This window comes from Isoptericola aurantiacus (assembly GCF_044769875.1).
Lineage (GTDB): Bacteria > Actinomycetota > Actinomycetes > Actinomycetales > Cellulomonadaceae > Isoptericola > Isoptericola aurantiacus.
In genome coordinates this window covers 563,939-581,257 of sequence record NZ_JBJBAE010000001.1, presented here as the reverse complement: position 1 = coordinate 581,257, position 17,319 = coordinate 563,939, and the positions used below count along the sequence as shown (strand labels likewise).

The window sequence follows — 17,319 nt, the reverse complement described above, 5'->3', positions numbered from 1 at the left end:
CGTCGCGCCCGGACCACCTGGAGCACCACCTGTGAGCGAACCCCTGACGTATGCCGCTGCCGGCGTCGACACCGAGGCCGGCGACAAGGCGGTCGAGCTGATGAAGGACGCGGTCCGGCGCACCCAGGGGCCGGCCGTGCTGGGCGGCGTCGGAGGGTTCGCCGGGCTCTACGACGTCTCCGCGTTCCAGCGGTACCGCAGGCCGCTGCTGGCCACCTCGACCGACGGCGTCGGCACCAAGGTGGCGATCGCCCAGGCGCTCGACATGCACGACACGATCGGGTTCGACCTGGTCGGCATGGTGGTCGACGACATCGTCGTGGTCGGCGCCGAGCCGCTGTTCATGACCGACTACATCGCCACCGGCAAGGTGGTGCCCGAGCGCGTGGCCGACATCGTGCGGGGCATCGCGCAGGCCTGCGAGGTGGCCGGCACCGCCCTGGTGGGCGGGGAGACCGCGGAGCACCCCGGGCTGCTCGCACCGGACGAGTACGACGTCGCCGGCGCCGCGACGGGCATCGTCGAGGCCGACGACGTCCTGGGTCCGGACAAGGTGCGTGCGGGGGACGTGCTGATCGCGATGGCCTCCAGCGGCATCCACTCCAACGGGTACTCGCTGGTGCGTGCGGTCGTGCGGCACGCCGGGTGGGAGCTGGACCGCCACGTCGAGGAGTTCGGCCGCACCCTCGGCGAGGAGCTGCTGGAGCCGACCCGTGTCTACGCCGCCGACTGCCTGGCGCTGGCCCGGGACGAGGCTGCGCAGGTGCACGCCTTCACGCACGTCACCGGTGGCGGGCTGGCCGCGAACCTCGCCCGGGTGCTGCCGGCCGGCGTCGTGGCGACGGTGGACCGGTCCTCCTGGGAGGTCCCGCCGGTGTTCCGCACGGTCCGGGACCTGGGCGGCGTGCCCCGCGGGGACCTGGAGAACACCCTCAACCTCGGTGTCGGGATGGTCGCCGTGGTCGGGGCCGAGGGCGCGGACGCGACCCTGGCGGCGCTGCGCGCGCGGGGCGTGGAGGCGTGGACGCTGGGAGGCGTCGCCGACCTCGACCCGGCCGACGCCGGTGCCGACCTCGTGGTGGGCACCAAGGGTGTGCACGCGGGCGCCGTGCGCCTGGTGGGCGACTACCGCTGAACCGGCGTGACCGCTGCGCGCCGGTCATGGCACGACGAAGGGCCGGACGGCAGTTGCCGTCCGGCCCTTCGGAGCTGGTGCTGAGCCTGCGACCGTGCCAGGCCGGGACCGTCAGCGCTGGGAGTCGTCGTCCCAACGGCTGTAGGTGTTGTCGTACGCGGAGTCCGCACTGTCCGACCAGCGGTCCTCGGTGACGACGTCGGTCTGGTTGCCCTTGAGCTCTTGTTCGAGGGCGTGGTAGTTCGTCTCGGGGCTGTAGTACTTCAGCTCGCGAGCAACCTTGGTGTGCTTAGCCTTCTGACGGCCCCGGCCCATGGCTCGACCCCCTCAACGTAAGAGCGGGGCGGCGACGTCGCGAACGTGCGGCCCCGGGTGAAGTTTCGTCTGTTCAGGCTCTAACGGTACATGCTGCAGCGGTATTCCCTCTACTCGGCTCGGTGTGGCGTTGCGCGCGCCGGGCGTCCCGCTCACGGGCGGGCCTGCCGGTTCAAGTCGCCTCAATCCCCATTTCTGCACACAATGGCAGGACACGGCCGTCACGTCTCCGGAGCCGTCCGGAGCGGTCGCGTGCCAGGAGGTGCAGGGGATGTCGTTCCACAGTGACTCCGAGGTCCTGTTGACGCCTGCCGAGGTGGCGAGCCTCTTTCGCGTGGACCCGAAGACGGTGACGCGTTGGGCCAAGGCAGGCAAGCTCTCGTCCATCCGGACGCTCGGCGGCCACCGCCGCTACAAGGAGTCGGAGGTCCGAGCGCTGCTCGGTGCCGCGTCCGAGGCCGCCGAGGTCGAGGCCGCCGCGAACGCCGCGGCCCACGACCCGGAGCGTCCGGGGAGCCGGCACTAGGCTCCGCCGTCCCGCGGTGGTGCCTGGCACCGGACCGGACACCACCGACGGACGGGGCGCGCCCTCCGACGGTGACCGGACCGGCGTCGTCGTGGCTCAGTGCCGCACGGCGCGCACCACGACCACCGTCGCCACGACGACTCCCGTGAGCACCGCACCCAGGAGAATCTTCGCGTTCCGCGCCCGGTGGGTCCCGTCGTCCGGCACGCCCTGGCCGCTGAGCAGCCCGCCGGCGTCCGCCGCCGCCTGCTTGGTGCCGCGAGCCAGCTGGGACGCCTGGTAGGCGGGGGAGAGTCGGGTGCTCAGCTCGTCGAGCGCCTCGGACAGCTCGCGGCGCGCCCGGGTGACCTCGGCCTCAAGCTCGCGCTTCGTGGGGGCGGGACCGCCCTCGGGCGAGGCCGCGTTCGTCGTGGACTGGCTCACCGCTTCATCCCCTCCTTGACCGTGGCGACGTCGTCCTTCACCCGGTCGATCGTCTCCGGCTTCGCGGCCGCCTTCTTGAGCTGGCCGACGGCGACCCACACGAGCAGGCCGGCGAGCAGCAGCATCGCGACGCCGATGATCACCGCCGAGAGCCACATCCAGGCCACGGACGGGCCGAAGATGTCGGCCAGGCCGAAGACGGCCGCCCAGATCAGGACTCCCACCGCGTAGAGCACGATGACGAGCGCCCCGAAGAGCAGCCCGACCCCTGCTCCGGATCTCTTGGCCTTCTCGGCCAGCTCGGCCTTGGCGAGGGCGATCTCGGCGCGCGCCAGGCGGGTGGCCTGCTCGGAGACCTGCTCCATGAGCCGGCCCATGCTGGGGGGTCGATCGGCAGGCGGTGTCCGCCCGTCGTCCCAGTCGGTCATCGGATGCTCCGATCCTCGACGAAGTCTGTGTGCCCCCACTCAACCCGTCTGCGCCGGTCCAGGCAATTCCAGAGGCCCGGCGAGTCGTCGCGGCGCCGCCGGTGGGACACGCAGAAGACCCCCGGACCGTGGTCCAGGGGTCTTCCGAGGGAGTGGCTCCGACCGGCGTCGATCCGGTGACCTTTCGATTTTCAGTCGAACGCTCTACCAACTGAGCTACAGAGCCGTGCCGTGACACGAAAGCCCGGGGCGCCGTTGCCGACGAACCGGGCGCTTCATGCGCGACCCTGACGGGACTTGAACCCGCGACCTCCGCCGTGACAGGGCGGCGCGCTAACCAACTGCGCTACAGGGCCATGATCGGTGGATCTCCCGACCGAGAGGCTCGTTTCGAGCCGAGAAGAAGCGTACCTCATGCTGGGCCTGATCCTGAAATCGTCTCCTGACCAGCAGCGATACCTCGTCCCGAGGCGTCAGGGCGATACCCGGGCGGAACGAGCGACGTCCGCGCGCCGTCGTCGTCCCGGAACGGTCGCGATCCGGCAGTGCGACCGTGCAGTACCCCCAACGGGATTCGAACCCGTGCTACCGCCGTGAAAGGGCGGGGTCCTAGGCCGCTAGACGATGGGGGCGGGCCGGGCCAGCATACCGGCCCGCCGCGAGCATCCCCCAACCGGTGGGGTCCGCGGCCCGGGGAGCGCCCCGGGCCGCGCCGCCCGTGGGAGAGGATGGGCCGCGTGGTGGAGATGTCGCGCGAGGAGTTCGAGGCGGCCGTGTCCGACGGCCTCGACAGGGTGCCCGCCGAGCTGACGCGGTTGATGGACAACGTCGTCGTGCTCGTGGAGGACGTCGCGCCCACCGACGACCCGGACCTGCTGGGCCTGTACGAGGGCGTCCCCCTCACCGAGCGCGGAGACGCCTGGGCGGCCGGGTCGCTCCCGGACCGCATCACCATCTACCGGCACCCGACGCTGGCGATCTGCGACTCCACCGACGAGGTCGCCGAGGAGGTGGCGATCACCGTGGTGCACGAGATCGCCCACCACTTCGGCATCGAGGACGACCGGCTGCACGAGCTCGGCTGGGGCTGACCTGCCGGCCACCGGGCCGCGCCGGGCCCGGACGCCCCGGGCTCGGCGCGTGGAGCAGGGACCGGGCCGGTGGCCCAGCGTGGGCGTGGGTGCTCACGGCGCGGCAGTGGTAGTGATGGCGTGTGACGTCCGCAGCAGACATCCACGGCCGGTCCTTCGACGCCGTCCTGTGCGACATCGACGGCGTGATCCGCTTCTACGACGACGACCTGGTGTCCTCCCTGGAGGAGCGGGCCGGTCTGCCGACGGGCACCACGGCGGCCATCGGGTTCGCGCCGGAGAACGACCTGCCGCTGCTGCTCGGGCAGATCACCAGGCAGCAGTGGGCGGACTCGATCGTCCAGGGCTTGGTCCCCGAGGTGTCCCTCGCCGTGGCGCAGGAGCTGGCCGTGGCGTTCGCCGAAAGGGGGTCCCGGGCCGACGAGGCCGTCGTCGGTCTTCTTCGCCAGGTCCGGTCGCGCTGTCCGCTCGTCCTCGTGAGCAATGCGACGGCGTGGCTGGACGACGACCTGGAGCTCCTCGGCCTGGGCGACCTCGCGATCGACGTCGTCAACAGCGCGCTGGTCGGTGCGGCCAAGCCGGACCGTCGCATCTACGAGGTTGCGGCCGAACGGGCCGGCGTCCCCGCCGACCGTTGCCTCTTCGTGGACGACCGGGAGGAGAACGTCGGAGCGGCAGCCGAGCTCGGCATGACGACGGTGCTGTATCGCTCCGCCGATGGGCTGCGGGAAGCGCTCGCCCCTGTCCTCAGGCCCTCGCCCCAGACCTGAGGGTGTGACCGTGGGAGAGCCTCACGACCGCCGGTCCCCGGGGACTCGCCCGCCGGGGCCGAAGGCGTCGGTCCGGGGGGGGGGGGGGGGACTACAGGCCGTCGTACTCCCAGTGCCAGGCCTCAGGCTTGGAACCGTCCGAGCGCGCCCAGCCGGGGTTGTCCCAACCGAACTTCGGGGCGTTCGCACGCAGCCAGTCGTAGCGGGCCGTCCCGAACGACTCGACCCCGCCGCCCAGGTCCACGGCCACGCCCAGACCGTGGTTGGAGTACCCGGGCACGGCGGCCAGGTAGCCCCTGGTGGCCCGCGTGGCGACCTGCGAGGCGTAGGACCGGTAGGAGTCGGTGAGATCCAGGTGCTCGCCGAACTGCGCACGGTAGGCGACGTCGAGACGCTCGAGCTGCTCGCCGGCGTCGCACCGCAGGGTCTCGCCCGGCGCGAAGGACAGCTCGCACAGCGCGTCGGACGGGATCTGGCCGTTGGCGTAGGCGTCCACCGAGTCGGCCTCGTCGGCCAGGTGATCGGCGGCGTCGGCAGCCTCGGCCGCCTCGGCGGCGGTGATCTCGGCCGGCGTGTCCGGCGCGGCCTCGACGTCGATCGGCGCGGACCCGGCGCGGGTCACGAGCCGGTCGAGCTGCTTGGTGGCGCGGGCGAGCGAGGCCTCCTCGGACGTGTCCGCACCCTGCCCGTCGGCGTCGGCGTCGGCGTCGTCGTCGTCGTCGGAGAGCGCCTCGGCGGTCTCCTCCACCAGCGGGGTGCGGTCCGACGCGCGGGATGCCGGGGCGTCGTCCCGCGCGTCCATGATCGCCACGACGTCGTCGGCCTTCTGCTCGATTCTGCGCCGCTCGGAGCGGGTGATCGTCGTGGACTCGGACGTCACCTGCTCGGCCGCCTGGAGCGCGCTGGCCGCCCGGACGACGGCGGGGTCGGCGGACATCACCGCCTCGGCGGCGAGTGTCGCGACGGGTTCCGGGTCGGCCGTGGCGGTGGCCGACGTCTCCGCGTCGGCGACGTCGGGGGACAGGGCGGTCGCGGCGCCGGCCGTGATCGTCAGCAGGGCCATGGCACCGGCGACGGCGGCACGGGGGCCGCGCACGGAGGTCGCGCGGGGTGCACGCTCGGCCGCGTGCGCGCCGCGGCGGCTCCTGCCGGTGCGGCGCGGGGCGGGGGATGTGCCGTCGGCGGGCCGGGTCTGGCGGTGCCGGGGCAGCACGAAGCGGGGTCGGTTCACAGGGGAGTCCTCGGGTCTCGGGGCCGTCGTCCAGGATGACCGGCGGATGTGGGCGTCCCCTGACGACGGCGCGCCGATCGGACAGGCATCCGGCGGAGGGTTCGCGACCAGCCCGTGAAGACCGGACATCGTGGGTGCGGGCACGGGGCTGACGCCGGTCCGGATGGTGGGACGCCGGGTCCCGGCGTGGCCGCCCCGCCAGCACGCCGGCGCTGCGCCCCCAACACTGGCAGGCATGAACCCGCCACCCGTGACCGTGTCGATCCATCGCGTCGTCGAGCCCGAGAACGAGGTCGAGGTGACGGCCTGGGTGCAGGCCGGCGTGCGGCTGGCGAACCGGTGGCCGGGATTCCTGGGCTCCGGCTGGATCCGCGCGGCCGAGGGGTCCGCCGACTGGGTGATGCTCTACCGTTTCGCCGACGCCGGGCGTCTGGAGGCCTGGGAGACGTCGGCCGAGCGGCGCGACTGGTTGGCCCGCGGCGAGGGGCTGGTGGCCGAGCACGGCGTGACGCGGCGCACCGGCATCGAGGGCTGGTTCGACCCGCCGGTGCGCCAGGACGAGCCCGACGGGACGTCGCTGCTGCCCGCGCCGCCCCGCTGGAAGCAGTCCGTCGCGATCTGGCTGGGCTTCTTCCCGGTGAACCTGACCTTCACGGCACTGGTGGCCTGGCTGCTGCCCGCGTTCGACGACCTGCCCCTGGTGCTCGGCGTCCTGGTCTCCACGCTGGTGCTGACGCCGATCATGTCGTTCTGGGTGCTGCCGTTCGTCACCGGCCGGCTGCGGAGCTGGCTGCACGCCCCGCCGCGCCGCGCCGGGTAGCCGGTCCCGCTCGAGCACCCAGCGCACACCCAGGTCGGCGACCCTAGGGTGGAGGCATGTTCCTGGACGGCGAGGACCCCACGATCGATCCGAACACGGTCGAGTCGACCGTGTCCCTGACCGTCACGCTCGTCTGGGCCGCGGCGGCGCTCGTCGCTGCCTACGTCGTGGTCACGTTGATCTCGGTCCTCGTCCGCAGGCTGGCCCGCCGCCGGCCGCTGCTCAGCGACATGGCCACCCGGCTGCGGCACCCCCTGCGCGTCCTCGTCATGACCGTCGCGGTCTGGGTGGCGTTCCGGCTCTCGGCGCACAAGGGCGAGGCCTGGTACGGGTTCCTGGAGCACTGCCTGCTCATCGCGACGATCATCGCGGGGGCGTGGCTGATCGGCGCCATGGCGTTCGTCGTCGAGGACCGCACGCTCGCCCGGATGGCCGGCGCGGCCGACGACCGGCACGCCCGCCGGGTCCAGACGCAGATCTCCATCGTCCGGCGGGTCACGGTCGCGGTCATCGTGGTCATCGCGATCGCGGCCGTGCTGCTCACCTTCCCCGCGATGCGCACGGCCGGTGCCTCCATCCTGGCCTCGGCCGGTCTGGTGTCGATCGTGGCCGGGCTCGCGGCGCAGTCGAGCCTGGCGAACATGTTCGCCGGGATGCAGATCGCGTTCACCGACGCGATCCGCGTGGACGACGTCGTGGTGCTGGACGGCGAGTTCGGCCGCATCGAGGAGATCACCCTCACCTACGTCGTCGTGCACGCCTGGGACGACCGCCGCCTCATCCTGCCCAGCACCTACTTCACCACCACGCCGTTCGAGAACTGGACCCGCCGGGCCGCGGACCTGCTGGGGACCGTCGAGGTCGACGTCGACTTCACCGTCCCCCTGCCGGCGATGCGTGCCGAGCTCGACCGGCTCCTGGCCGCGTCGCCGCTGTGGGACGAACGTCTCGGCATCCTGCAGGTGACGGACGCGACGGGTGGCAGGATCCAGGCGCGGGCGCTCGTCAGCGCGGCCGACGCCGGCACGCTGTGGGACCTGCGCTGCCACGTCCGTGAGGGGCTGGTGGCCTGGCTGCAGCACGAGGCCCCGTACGCCATGCCGGTGCGCCGGTACGACCGGGCCGCCGCGCTCCCGGAGGGCGGCGGCGCGGTTCCGACGCAGGAACCGGCCGTGGAGTCGCCGGCCGTGGAGTCGCCGGCCGAGCCCGAACCCGCGGGCAGCGCACGCAGGAAGCCGTCCGTGGCCGTCGAGCCGCCGTCGAGCGCCACGTCGGCCGCGTCCGCGGCCTCCGCCTCGGGACCGCGGGCCGACCGGCCCGAGGACGAGCCCGTGGTGGTGCCGGGCCGTTCCCGCATCGGCCGGCCCCGCCGTCCGTCGGTGCTGGGGCGGCAGTCCCGGCGGACCGGCGCGGAGACCGGGGCAGGGACCCAGGACGCGACCGTCGTGCTCGGTGACGTCCCCGCACCGCGGCGCGGAGCGGACGAGACCGTGCTGGTGCCCGCCGCCGAGCCCGACGGCCGGCCCGACGCCCCGCCCGTCGTCCAGCCGGCCGGCCTCTACACCGGCAGCGAGGAGGCCGAGGCCCGCCGCGAGAACTTCGAGGGTCCGGGGCAGGACGCCATCGAGGAACGCGAGGAGTGGGCCGAGCGCCGGCTGACCGGGGAGGTGGCCGTCGACGACGAGGAGTCCGCCGCGGAGCGGGAGAAGCAGGGGGCGAGCCGCCACCGGTTGGCACCCGACTCCGGCGACGGCGGGCCGACCGGTGACGGTGGCCACGGCGACGGCGGCGGTGGTGACAGCGGGTTCTAGCCGGTCAGCGCAGACCGGTGCCGGAGCGTCCGGCCAGCCAGCCGCGGAGCTCACCCGGCCTGTCGGTGATGATCGCGTCCACGCCGGCGTCCACGAGCGGCGCCCACACGGCCGGTTCGTTCGCCGTCCAGGGCATGACGCGCAGGCCGAGGTCGTGCGCCCGGTCCACGAGCCCGGGGTCGGCCAGGACCGCGGCCACCGCGGGGTTCACGGTCACGGCGCCGAGCGCCCCGGCGGCCTCGAGGAGGTCGTCCGGTGCCGCATCGCACAGGAGCCCGCGCGGCAGGTGGGGAGCGGCCTCGCGCTGGGCCGCGACCGTCTCGCGGGAGAACCCCTGGACCAGCACGCGGCCGGCCAGCCCCGCGGCGTCGAGCGCCGCCGTCGTCCTCGCGACCTGCTCGGGCGACCAGACCCCCTTGTACTCGCACAGCAGGTCGGTGCCGGGGCGGGCGGCGAGCAGGTCCAGCACCTCGTCGAGGACGGGGACGCGCTGTCCGGCGAACGCGGGGGAGAAGCGCGCTCCGGCGTCGAGGCCGCGCACGGTGGCGGCGTCGAGGTCCGCCACGGCCCCCGAGCCGTCGGTGACCTGGTCGACGTCGGGGTCGTGGATCACCACCGCCGTGCCGTCGCGCGTGAGCCGGAGGTCGAGCTCGACGGCCGGCGCCCCGGCACGCCACGCCGCCTCGAACGCCGCGAGGGTGTTCTGCGGCGCCACGGCGCCGTAACCGCGGTGGGCGACGACGACGGGGTGGTCGGGATCCGGGCTGGCGGGCAGGAGCGTGGTCACCCGGCCATCCTGGCGCGGGGACGGCGGCACGGCCACCAGCGGGTGCTCGCCGCCGCGGGGCCGACCTGACCGGTTCTGATCGTCCGCGTGGCCCGGGTGGGCGGTCCGTCCGCGGTGCTCGAGACTCGAGGTCCCCACCACGAAGGAGAGCGATGGGCCACGAGGCGACGACCGGACCGGACCCGACCGCGGTCGACCACACCCCCTGGATCTACGTCGCGTCGGCGACGCCGGAGCAGCGGGAGCGTCAGCGCGTGCTCCAGGAAGGGTTGGCCACCGGACGGGGGTTCCGGTTCGGGCAGGACTGCTTCCTCTCGGAGCTCGCGTCGGTGACCGACGAGCACCTCGAGCTCGGCGACCGGTCCTACGTGGCCGCGGGCGCCTACCTGACCGGCACCCTCGTCACCGGCCGGGACTGTTCGATCAACCCGTACACGGTGGTGCGGGGAGACGTCCGGCTCGGGGCCGCGGTGCGTATCGGCGCCCACACGTCGTTGCTGGGCTTCAACCACACGATGGACGACCCGACCGTGGAGATCTTCCGCCAGCCGCTCGTCAGCGAGGGGATCACCGTGGGCGACGACGTCTGGATCGGTTCGCACGTCGTGGTGCTCGACGGCGTCGAGGTGGGCGACGGCGCGGTCCTGGCGGCCGGGGCGGTGGTCACCAAGGACGTGCCGGCCGGGGCCGTCGTCGGCGGCAACCCGGCACGCGTGATCCGCTGGCGGACCGGACCCGCCGCGAGGGGGACCGGGCACCCGCGGGACCTGGCGGGAGCCGTGGCCGAGCTCGCCGACACGGCGCGGGAGCAGGTGGGTGACGTCCTGGACCGGTGCTGGGACGCCGGTGCGGGACTCTTCGTCGACTCCCCGGGCGCGGCGGCGACCGTCCGGGCGCAGTGCGACGCCGTCGAGATCGCCGACCTGCTCCTCGGCGGGCCGCCGCCGCAGCGGCCGGGCGACGACCTCGCCGCCCTGCTGCGGTCCTGGCAGGACCCGGGCACGGGGCTCGTCGGTGAGCTGGGACCCGACGGCCTGCCCACCGCACCGGGGCCGTCGCTGCACGACCCGGTCGCCGCGTACCACGTGCTCGCCGTCGGCTATGCCCTCGACCTGCTGGGCAGCCGGTTCGAGCACCTGGTCGCCGTCGCGGCGCAGACGGGCGCCGACGGGGTGGTCGAGCTGCTCGCGGGCCTCGACTGGCAGGGCGACGCCTGGGCGTGCGGACACCTCGTCGACGCCCTGGGGACCGCGCTGCTCCAGAACCGCCGGCTCGGGAGCCCCGGGCGCCCCGGGGCCGGCGAGGCGCTGTTCGGCTGGCTGCTGACGAACGCCGACCCCCGCACCGGGATGTGGGGCGCCCCCGACCCGACCGGGGGACTGCTGCGGACCGTCAACGGGTACTACCGCACCACGCGCGGCACCTTCGCCCAGCACGGGGTGCCGGTGCCGTACGCCGACCGGGTCGTGGACACCGTCCTGGAGCACGTCCGCGACCCGCGCTGGTTCCGGCCCGAGCGTCGGGACGCCTGCACCGTGCTCGACGTCGCCCATCCGCTCTGGCTGACCCGGCGCTGCGGGCACCGCGGCGACGAGGTGGTCGACGTCGCGCGGGGGCTCCTCGGTGACGTGCTGCGGTGCTGGACACCGGGCGAGGGGTTCGCCTTCCGGGCCCCGCACGCCACCACCGCCGGAGCCCGCGGGACGTCCCCCGGGCTGCAGGGGACCGAGATGTGGCTGGCCATCGTCTGGTACCTCGCGGACCTCGTGGGAGTGAGCGAGGAGCTCGGCTTCCGGCCGCGGGGCGTCCACCGGCCGGAGCCGGCACCGGTGTCCGCGCCCGGCCGGCAAGATGGCTGACCGGGTTCGACGAGCGAGGTGGGCCCCCCGGGGATCGAACCCGGAACCCGCGGATTAAAAGTCCGCTGCTCTGCCAGTTGAGCTAGAGGCCCGCCGCCGTCCCGACGAGGGCACGGGGCTGCGGGCCAGCCTACGCGGGCGGGGCCGCACGGGTGCCGGTGGCTCCGGGGAGCGTGCTGTGACCTGCGCCCCTCCCCGGGCTGCCCGGAGGGCAAACTACGCCGGATCGTCTCCCCGTGTCATGCGCCGTCTCAAAGGGCGAGAGGTATGGGGAAGATTCCGTCTCACCGTTGCGCGGCGCCCCCGCGTGCTGTTTCGGTGGACTGGTCGCGTACCCGACGAGAGGAGCAATCGTGCTCACCGTGACGGACAACGCCCGCACCGCCGTCGAATCGCTGGTCCAGCAGGCCGGTGTCCCCAGCGAGGGAGGCCTGCGCATCGCCCAGTCCTCCGGTCAGCCGGGGAACTTCGAGCTCGCGCTCGTCCCCGCCCCGCAGCCCGACGACTCCGTCGTCGACGACTCCGGCGAGACCAAGGTCTTCGTCGACAACGAGGCAGCCACCGCCCTGGCGACGCTGCAGCTCGACGCCGAGCCCTCCACCGAGGGCCCGGGATTCGTGCTCACGCCCCAGCAGGCCTGAGCAGCCCCCACAGCTTTCCGACGGCGGGTCGTCCTCTCACGAGGGCGGCCCGCCGTCGTCGTCCCCGCCACCGAGCCCCCACCAGGACAGCCCCCGGGCGGCGACCCGGACACCGTCCGGGTGCTCGACGACGACGAGCAGCACCTGCCCGCAGACGCGGCACCGCCCCACGTACCCCATCGGGTGGGCCCACACCGCGGCACGTGCCAGCATCGCCACGTCACCGCAGTGCGTGCAGCGCCCCGCCGTCGTGGTGACGTCCACCGCGAGGAGCCCGGCCAGCGGCCCGGCCAGGCAGTTGCCGTCGAGCGGCACGGGATCGGCGTCGGCGCCCATCAGCCACCTCCGAAGCGTTCGGTCAGGACGTGCGCCGGGTCGTGGCCGACGTCGAGCAGGAGTCCCGCGGCCGCCTCCACGAACCCGGTGGGTCCGCACACGAACACCCGTGCCCCGGCGTCGGGCCCGACGGCGTGGGCGACCACGTCGTCGCGCGTCAGGCGACCCGGCGGACGGGCGGCACCGGCCGGAGCCTCACGGCTGTAGAGCCAGGTCGTCGTCAGGCCGTCGGTCGCGGCCAGCTCGTCCGCCCAGAACGCGTCGGCAGGTGTGCGGACCGACGCCAGCAGGCGGAACTCCGCCGTCGACGGCGACGCCCCCCGCGCCCGCGCCATCGCGGCCAGGGGGACGATCCCGGACCCGCCGGCGACGAGCTGGACCGGACCGGCGTCCGCCGGACGCCACACGAAGAACCCGCCGAGCGGCCCGCGCACCTCCATCCGGTCGCCCGGCCGGGCCTCCCGGACCAGGTACGGCGACACCTCGCCGCCGGGCACCTCGTCGACCGCGATCTCCACGACCTCGTCCCGGCCGACCCGCGCCAGCGAGTAGGACCGCACCGCCTGGTAGCCGTCCGGGGCCGTGAGCCGGAGGTCGACGTGCTGCCCCGCGAGCGCGCCGGCGAACCCCGGCGCCGCGAGGGTCAGGGCCCGGGCGCTCGCGGTGACGCGCTCGGTCGCGACCACCTGGGCGGCGTGCCAGGCGCTCACGAGTACCGCTGCTCGGACCAGGGGTCGCCGTAGAGGTGGTAGCCGTTCTGCTCCCAGAAGCCCGGCTCGTCCTCGAGGTGCAGCGTCAGACCGCGCAACCACTTGGCCGACTTCCAGAAGTACAGGTGCGGGACCAGCAGCCGGACCGGGCCGCCGTGGACGGGCGCCAACGGCTCGTCCTCGTACGCGAATGCGACCCACGCCCGCCCGTCGAGGAGGTCGTCGAGCGGCAGGTTCGTCGTGTACCCACCGTAGGAGTGGGCGACGACGAAGTCCGCGGCGGTCTCGACCTCCTCGAGGAACGCGTCCACCGGGACGCCCCGCCACCGGGTGTCCTGCTTGGACCAGCGTGTCACGCAGTGGATGTCCACCGTCACGTCCTGCGCCTCCATGGCCTGCAGCTCCGCCCAGTCCCAGCGGTGGTCCGCGCCGGACTCGGTCCGCACCGTGAGCTCCCAGCCCGCGGTGTCGACCTGCGGGGTGGGGCCGAACGACAGCACCGGGAAGTCCTCGGTGAGGTACTGCCCGGGTGGCAACGGACGGTCGCCGCCGGGACGACGCCCGCCGAACCCTCGGGTGACGAATGACATGACGGTCTCCTGCGCTCGGGCCGGACTCCAGTGTCGCGCCGGACGGCGTGCTGCGCGCCCTGTGGCGCAGAAGTGGGATCTGCGGGATGGTGTCCGGCACGCCGCGACGGTCGTGGCGCACACGGAGGTGACCACTTGTCTTCCACACCGACCCACATGGCCGAGGGAGCAGCCCGCAGCGCACGCCACAGCACCGCGCTGCAGCTGCTGGCCCGAGCGGGCTACGTGGCGTCCGGCGTCCTGCACCTGCTGATCGGCGTGCTCGCCGTGCAGCTGGCGTTCGGCTCGTCCTCCGGCAGCGCCGACCAGTCCGGTGCCTTCCGGCAGCTGGCACAGGCTCCCGGCGGTGCGGCCATCCTGTGGGTCGTCACGATCGGGTTCGCCGCGCTGGCGCTCTGGCAGCTCCTCGAGGCCCTGCTCGGGGTGCCCGGCACGGACTCCGCCAAGGAGGTCGGTGCCCGTCTCAAGGCTGCCGCGAAGGCGGTGCTCTACGGGGTGCTCGCCTGGACCGCCGCGCAGTTCGCCGTCGGCGGCGGGTCCGGGGGCGGCGGCAACCAGCAGGAGAGCCTCACCGCGGACGTCATGAAGTCGACGGCGGGCCAGTGGCTGGTCGGGGCCGTCGGCCTCGTCATCGTGGGTGTGGGCGTCTTCCACGTCGTCAAGGGGTGGCGCAAGAAGTTCCTCGAGGACCTGCAGGGCACCGGCGGCGGGGCGGTGGGCACCGCCGTCGTGCGCCTCGGCCAGGTGGGCTACGTCGCCAAGGGGCTGGCGCTCGCGGTGCTCGGCGGACTGTTCGTCGCCGCGGCCGTCACCCACGACGCCGACAAGGCCGGAGGCCTCGACGACGCGTTGCACACCATCCGGGAGCAGCCGTTCGGCACGGTTCTGCTCGTCGTCACCGGCGTGGGCATCGCCGCCTACGGCGTGTACTCGTTCGCCCGGGCCCGGTACGCCCGGCTCTGAGGTGCCGTCCCGGGTGGGTCGTCAGGCGGGCACCGGACCGACGATCCACCCGGCGCCGAGCACGAGGCAGCCCACGGTCACCAGGAAGAAGACCACGACCCACACGAGTCCCGGCACGCCGGTGAGCCGGCCGAGCTGGTCGGCGTCGGACGTGCCGGCCCGGCCGCGGGCACGCTGCGACTGCAGCTCGACGACCGGGCGCACGGCGCCCAGGAGCAGGAACCACGTCACGGTGTACGCCACGGCGGACTGCGCCGCGGGGTCCAGCCACCAGGAGACCCCGACCAGGGCGGCGCCGCTGACCAGCACCGACCACAGGCCGAACCAGTTGCGGATCTTCAGCAGGAGCAGCGCCAGCAGCACGACCAGGAGCCACAGCAGCCCGACGGCGTAGCCCGCGCGCAGCAACCAGGCGGCCCCGAGACCCACGATCCCCGGCCCCACGTAGCCGGCGAACGCCGTGAGGATCATGCCGAGCCCGCGGGGACGGCCGGCCGTCACGGTCAGGCCGGAGGTGTCCGAGTGCAGCCGGATGCCGTCGAGGCGCCGGCCGGTGAGCATCGCGACGACGGCGTGCGCCCCCTCGTGCGCGATCGTGACGACGTGCCGGGCCACCCGCCACACGGGGGTGACCACGACGACGGCCAGGGCGACCAGTGCGACGGCGAGCACGACGGTCTGGTCGGGCGGGTCCACCGGGGTGGTGGCCGCCGTCCAGATCTGCCCGAGCACGTCACCGGCGGTCGCGAAGAAGTCGTCCACGCGGGCCATTCCACCATGTGACGCTGGGCACTCCGCGGCCCCCGCGGCCCCGGACGTGCGAGAATGTCCGGGAGAGGGCAGCGCGATCCCGCGCGCCCCACGTCGTGGAGATCCCCCCGGATTGCGTGCGGCGGACCCCGACCAGGGCGTCGTCCGACGTCCCAGAGAGGCACTTCCTTGACTTCCTTCGCCGATTTCGGCCTGCCCGCCCCTGTCGTGAAGCACCTGACGGACGCCGGCATCACCACCCCCTTCCCGATCCAGTCCGCGTCGCTGCCGGACACGCTCGCCGGCAAGGACGTGCTCGGCCGCGGCCGCACCGGATCGGGCAAGACCCTCGCGTTCTCCCTGCCGACCGTCACCGAGCTCGCCCGGCAGAAGGCCGCGGCCAAGGCCGCCGGCCGGCGCGCGCTGCGCGCCGCCGCCCCGCGGGCCCTGGTGCTCTGCCCCACCCGTGAGCTCGCCAACCAGATCGACGCCACCATGAAGCCGCTCGCCGAGGCCCTCGGCCTGCGGACGACGACGATCTTCGGCGGCGTCGCGCAGTCGCGTCAGGTGACTGCGCTCAACCAGGGCGTGGACATCGTCATCGCCTGCCCCGGCCGCCTCGAGGACCTGCTCAACCAGAAGCTCCTCACGCTCGACGACGTGGCGATCACGATCCTCGACGAGGCCGACCACATGGCCGACCTCGGGTTCCTGCCCGGCGTGAAGCGGATCATGGACCGCACCCCGCGCACCGGGCAGCGGCTGCTCTTCTCGGCCACGCTGGACAACGGCGTGGACGTGCTGGTCAAGCGCTACCTGAAGAACCCGGTCACGCACTCGGTGGACGACGCCGCGGCCCCGCCGCCGCAGATGACGCACCACATCCTCGCCGTCGCCGACAAGGAGGCGAAGAAGCAGGTCGTGCACCAGCTCGCCCAGGGCACCGGCCGCCGCGTGCTGTTCATGCGCACCAAGCACCAGGCCAAGAAGCTGGCCAAGCAGCTCACCGCCGCCGGGGTGCCCGCCGTCGACCTGCACGGCAACCTCGGCCAGGGCGCGCGCGAGCGCAACCTCGCGGCGTTCTCCTCCGGCGACGTCAAGGTCATGGTCGCGACCGACATCGCGGCCCGCGGCATCCACGTCGACGAGGTCGAGCTCGTGGTCCACGTCGACCCGCCGGCCGAGCACAAGGCGTACCTGCACCGGTCGGGTCGCACCGCGCGGGCCGGATCGGTCGGCGACGTCGTCACCGTCATGCTCCCCGAGGAGCGCGGCGACGTGCGTGACCTGACCCGCAAGGCCCGGATCACCGCGCGCCCGCAGCAGGTCGCGCCGGGTGACGCGGTCGTGACCGGGCTGGTGGGCGAGGTCGCGCCGTACGTGAAGCCGGCGCCCGTCGTCCAGCAGCAGCAGCCTGCGCGCAAGAAGCCGCAGGGCCAGCGCTCCGGCGGTCAGGGCCAGGGTGGCCGGGGCTCCCAGGGCGGCTCGCAGGGCGGCGGCGCCGCGGGTTCGGGTGGCGGGCGCAACCGCCGTCGTCGCGGCCGGGGCGGCCAGGGCGGCGGTCAGGGCACCGGCGGCGCGCGCGCGGGCCAGCAGGGCGGCCGCTCGCAGGGTGGACGCCAGCCGTCGGCCCGTGGCCAGCGCTGAGCCTCACCGACCATCACGCCCGGCGTCCGGGAACAGCATCCGGACGCCGGGCGTTGCCGTGGCCATGACGTACGAGGTCGCGAAGAGCGAGGACGAGTGGCGGGTCGAGCTGTCGCCGCAGGAGTTCAGCGTGCTGCGCCAGGCGGGCACCGAACGCGCCTGGACCGGTGAGCTGCTGGACGAGCGGCGCGAGGGTGTCTACCGGTGCCGGGCGTGCAGCAACGAGCTGTTCCGCAGCGACACCAAGTTCGACTCGCACTGCGGCTGGCCGTCGTTCTTCACGCCGCTGGCCGGGGACCGTGTCGAGCTGATCGAGGACCGGTCGCTGGGCATGGTGCGCACCGAGGTGCGATGCGCCCGCTGCGGATCCCACCTCGGGCACGTGTTCAAGGACGCCCCGCAGACCCCGACCGGGGACCGGTTCTGCATGAACTCGGTGAGCCTGGCGTTCGAGCCCGCGGCGTCCTGACACCGGGTCCGGCCCTC

General features: G+C 73.9%; 20 protein-coding genes and 4 tRNA genes. 11 read left to right on the top strand and 13 right to left on the bottom strand.

The window, feature by feature from the left end; translation table 11 throughout:
* The first annotated feature begins 31 nt into the window (after positions 1-31).
* Positions 32-1,135, top strand: a complete 1,104-nt coding sequence (gene purM / locus ACIQLL_RS02580; RefSeq protein ID WP_402462824.1) for a phosphoribosylformylglycinamidine cyclo-ligase — start codon at positions 32-34, stop codon at positions 1,133-1,135.
* Positions 1,136-1,246: 111 nt separating this feature from the next.
* On the opposite strand, the gene ACIQLL_RS02575 is transcribed toward purM, so the two are convergent.
* Positions 1,247-1,450 (bottom strand): DUF3073 domain-containing protein, encoded by a 204-nt coding sequence (locus ACIQLL_RS02575; protein WP_402462821.1) that lies wholly within the window; start codon positions 1,448-1,450, stop codon positions 1,247-1,249.
* Positions 1,451-1,721: 271 nt separating this feature from the next.
* On the opposite strand from ACIQLL_RS02575, the gene ACIQLL_RS02570 reads away from it, so the two are divergent.
* Entirely contained in the window at positions 1,722-1,976 is a 255-nt protein-coding gene (locus ACIQLL_RS02570) for a BldC family transcriptional regulator (protein ID WP_402462819.1), read from the top strand.
* A 96-nt stretch (positions 1,977-2,072) separates the two neighbouring features.
* On the opposite strand, the gene ACIQLL_RS02565 is transcribed toward ACIQLL_RS02570, so the two are convergent.
* From ACIQLL_RS02565 to ACIQLL_RS02545, 5 genes are all read right to left on the bottom strand, one after another.
* Positions 2,073-2,399 (bottom strand): DUF3618 domain-containing protein, encoded by a 327-nt coding sequence (locus ACIQLL_RS02565; RefSeq protein ID WP_402462816.1) that lies wholly within the window; start codon positions 2,397-2,399, stop codon positions 2,073-2,075.
* Positions 2,396-2,827, bottom strand: coding sequence for a phage holin family protein (locus ACIQLL_RS02560; protein WP_402462813.1), 432 nt, complete (start codon positions 2,825-2,827; stop codon positions 2,396-2,398). The genes ACIQLL_RS02565 and ACIQLL_RS02560 overlap by 4 nt, the downstream gene beginning before the upstream one ends.
* A 153-nt stretch (positions 2,828-2,980) precedes the next feature.
* Positions 2,981-3,053 (bottom strand) — tRNA-Phe (locus ACIQLL_RS02555).
* 56 nt (positions 3,054-3,109) lie between these two features.
* A tRNA-Asp gene (locus tag ACIQLL_RS02550) sits at positions 3,110-3,183 on the bottom strand.
* 203 nt (positions 3,184-3,386) lie between these two features.
* Positions 3,387-3,459 (bottom strand) — tRNA-Glu (locus ACIQLL_RS02545).
* A gap of 96 nt (positions 3,460-3,555) precedes the next feature.
* Between ACIQLL_RS02545 and ACIQLL_RS02540 the strand changes: the two genes are divergently transcribed.
* Positions 3,556-3,918: a metallopeptidase family protein gene (locus ACIQLL_RS02540; protein ID WP_402462811.1), complete on the top strand. Its 363-nt coding sequence runs from the start codon at positions 3,556-3,558 to the stop codon at positions 3,916-3,918.
* 122 nt (positions 3,919-4,040) lie between these two features.
* On the top strand, positions 4,041-4,688 hold the full coding sequence (locus ACIQLL_RS02535; protein WP_402462808.1) for an HAD-IA family hydrolase: 648 nt from the start codon (positions 4,041-4,043) through the stop codon (positions 4,686-4,688).
* A 91-nt stretch (positions 4,689-4,779) separates the two neighbouring features.
* Here ACIQLL_RS02535 and ACIQLL_RS02530 read toward each other — a convergent pair whose 3' ends face one another.
* Positions 4,780-5,919 carry a D-alanyl-D-alanine carboxypeptidase family protein gene (locus ACIQLL_RS02530; protein WP_402462805.1) on the bottom strand — a complete coding sequence of 380 codons (1,140 nt, stop codon included), beginning with the start codon at positions 5,917-5,919 and terminating at the stop codon, positions 4,780-4,782.
* Positions 5,920-6,154: 235 nt separating this feature from the next.
* Here ACIQLL_RS02530 and ACIQLL_RS02525 point away from each other — a divergent pair, with 235 nt between their 5' ends.
* Together ACIQLL_RS02525 and ACIQLL_RS02520 are read left to right on the top strand one after the other, a co-directional pair.
* Positions 6,155-6,739, top strand: coding sequence for an antibiotic biosynthesis monooxygenase (locus ACIQLL_RS02525; RefSeq protein ID WP_402462803.1), 585 nt, complete (start codon positions 6,155-6,157; stop codon positions 6,737-6,739).
* A 56-nt stretch (positions 6,740-6,795) separates the two neighbouring features.
* Positions 6,796-8,550 carry a mechanosensitive ion channel domain-containing protein gene (locus tag ACIQLL_RS02520; RefSeq protein WP_402462800.1) on the top strand — a complete coding sequence of 585 codons (1,755 nt, stop codon included), beginning with the start codon at positions 6,796-6,798 and terminating at the stop codon, positions 8,548-8,550.
* Positions 8,551-8,554: 4 nt separating this feature from the next.
* Here the strand turns inward: ACIQLL_RS02520 and ACIQLL_RS02515 are convergent, their stop codons facing one another.
* A complete protein-coding gene (locus ACIQLL_RS02515; protein WP_402462798.1) occupies positions 8,555-9,337 on the bottom strand; it encodes a glycerophosphodiester phosphodiesterase in 783 nt (260 codons plus the stop codon).
* 152 nt (positions 9,338-9,489) lie between these two features.
* Between ACIQLL_RS02515 and ACIQLL_RS02510 the strand changes: the two genes are divergently transcribed.
* The gene (locus tag ACIQLL_RS02510; RefSeq protein WP_402462795.1) at positions 9,490-11,196 is read left to right on the top strand and encodes an acyltransferase; all 1,707 of its coding nucleotides are present in this window, start codon (positions 9,490-9,492) and stop codon (positions 11,194-11,196) included.
* A 19-nt stretch (positions 11,197-11,215) separates the two neighbouring features.
* Here ACIQLL_RS02510 and ACIQLL_RS02505 read toward each other — a convergent pair.
* Positions 11,216-11,288: transfer RNA gene (locus tag ACIQLL_RS02505), tRNA-Lys, on the bottom strand.
* 261 nt (positions 11,289-11,549) lie between these two features.
* Here ACIQLL_RS02505 and ACIQLL_RS02500 point away from each other — a divergent pair.
* A complete protein-coding gene (locus ACIQLL_RS02500; RefSeq protein ID WP_402462793.1) occupies positions 11,550-11,837 on the top strand; it encodes an iron-sulfur cluster biosynthesis family protein in 288 nt (95 codons plus the stop codon).
* A 36-nt stretch (positions 11,838-11,873) separates the two neighbouring features.
* Here ACIQLL_RS02500 and ACIQLL_RS02495 read toward each other — a convergent pair whose 3' ends face one another.
* From ACIQLL_RS02495 to ACIQLL_RS02485, 3 genes are read right to left on the bottom strand one after another with little or no spacing between them, the layout of a single operon-like run.
* The gene (locus ACIQLL_RS02495; protein ID WP_402462790.1) at positions 11,874-12,173 is read right to left on the bottom strand and encodes a DUF6510 family protein; all 300 of its coding nucleotides are present in this window, start codon (positions 12,171-12,173) and stop codon (positions 11,874-11,876) included.
* Positions 12,173-12,883 carry an FAD-binding oxidoreductase gene (locus ACIQLL_RS02490; RefSeq protein ID WP_402462787.1) on the bottom strand — a complete coding sequence of 237 codons (711 nt, stop codon included), beginning with the start codon at positions 12,881-12,883 and terminating at the stop codon, positions 12,173-12,175. Before ACIQLL_RS02490 ends, ACIQLL_RS02495 begins: the two co-directional genes overlap by 1 nt.
* Positions 12,880-13,473 (bottom strand): sulfite oxidase-like oxidoreductase, encoded by a 594-nt coding sequence (locus ACIQLL_RS02485; protein ID WP_402462784.1) that lies wholly within the window; start codon positions 13,471-13,473, stop codon positions 12,880-12,882. The genes ACIQLL_RS02490 and ACIQLL_RS02485 overlap by 4 nt, the downstream gene beginning before the upstream one ends.
* A gap of 135 nt (positions 13,474-13,608) precedes the next feature.
* On the opposite strand from ACIQLL_RS02485, the gene ACIQLL_RS02480 reads away from it, so the two are divergent.
* Positions 13,609-14,436 (top strand): DUF1206 domain-containing protein, encoded by an 828-nt coding sequence (locus ACIQLL_RS02480; RefSeq protein WP_402462781.1) that lies wholly within the window; start codon positions 13,609-13,611, stop codon positions 14,434-14,436.
* 21 nt (positions 14,437-14,457) lie between these two features.
* Here the strand turns inward: ACIQLL_RS02480 and ACIQLL_RS02475 are convergent, their stop codons facing one another.
* Positions 14,458-15,207, bottom strand: a complete 750-nt coding sequence (locus ACIQLL_RS02475) for a M50 family metallopeptidase (protein WP_402462778.1) — start codon at positions 15,205-15,207, stop codon at positions 14,458-14,460.
* Positions 15,208-15,375: 168 nt separating this feature from the next.
* On the opposite strand from ACIQLL_RS02475, the gene ACIQLL_RS02470 reads away from it, so the two are divergent.
* Together ACIQLL_RS02470 and msrB are read left to right on the top strand one after the other, a co-directional pair.
* Entirely contained in the window at positions 15,376-16,833 is a 1,458-nt protein-coding gene (locus tag ACIQLL_RS02470; RefSeq protein WP_402462775.1) for a DEAD/DEAH box helicase, read from the top strand.
* 64 nt (positions 16,834-16,897) lie between these two features.
* Complete coding sequence (gene msrB / locus ACIQLL_RS02465) at positions 16,898-17,302, top strand: peptide-methionine (R)-S-oxide reductase MsrB (RefSeq protein ID WP_402462772.1); 405 nt, start codon at positions 16,898-16,900, stop codon at positions 17,300-17,302.
* The last annotated feature ends 17 nt before the right edge of the window (positions 17,303-17,319 follow it).

Coding starts and splice junctions, on each gene's coding strand:
- ACIQLL_RS02495 (WP_402462790.1), bottom strand. CDS start 12,173: ATGGGCGCCGACGCCGATCCCGTGCCGCTCGACGGCAACTGCCTGGCC.
- ACIQLL_RS02520 (WP_402462800.1), top strand. CDS start 6,796: ATGTTCCTGGACGGCGAGGACCCCACGATCGATCCGAACACGGTCGAG.
- ACIQLL_RS02570 (WP_402462819.1), top strand. CDS start 1,722: ATGTCGTTCCACAGTGACTCCGAGGTCCTGTTGACGCCTGCCGAGGTG.
- ACIQLL_RS02560 (WP_402462813.1), bottom strand. CDS start 2,827: ATGACCGACTGGGACGACGGGCGGACACCGCCTGCCGATCGACCCCCC.
- ACIQLL_RS02475 (WP_402462778.1), bottom strand. CDS start 15,207: ATGGCCCGCGTGGACGACTTCTTCGCGACCGCCGGTGACGTGCTCGGG.
- ACIQLL_RS02510 (WP_402462795.1), top strand. CDS start 9,490: ATGGGCCACGAGGCGACGACCGGACCGGACCCGACCGCGGTCGACCAC.
- ACIQLL_RS02525 (WP_402462803.1), top strand. CDS start 6,155: ATGAACCCGCCACCCGTGACCGTGTCGATCCATCGCGTCGTCGAGCCC.
- ACIQLL_RS02540 (WP_402462811.1), top strand. CDS start 3,556: ATGGGCCGCGTGGTGGAGATGTCGCGCGAGGAGTTCGAGGCGGCCGTG.
- msrB (WP_402462772.1), top strand. CDS start 16,898: ATGACGTACGAGGTCGCGAAGAGCGAGGACGAGTGGCGGGTCGAGCTG.
- ACIQLL_RS02485 (WP_402462784.1), bottom strand. CDS start 13,473: ATGTCATTCGTCACCCGAGGGTTCGGCGGGCGTCGTCCCGGCGGCGAC.
- ACIQLL_RS02575 (WP_402462821.1), bottom strand. CDS start 1,450: ATGGGCCGGGGCCGTCAGAAGGCTAAGCACACCAAGGTTGCTCGCGAG.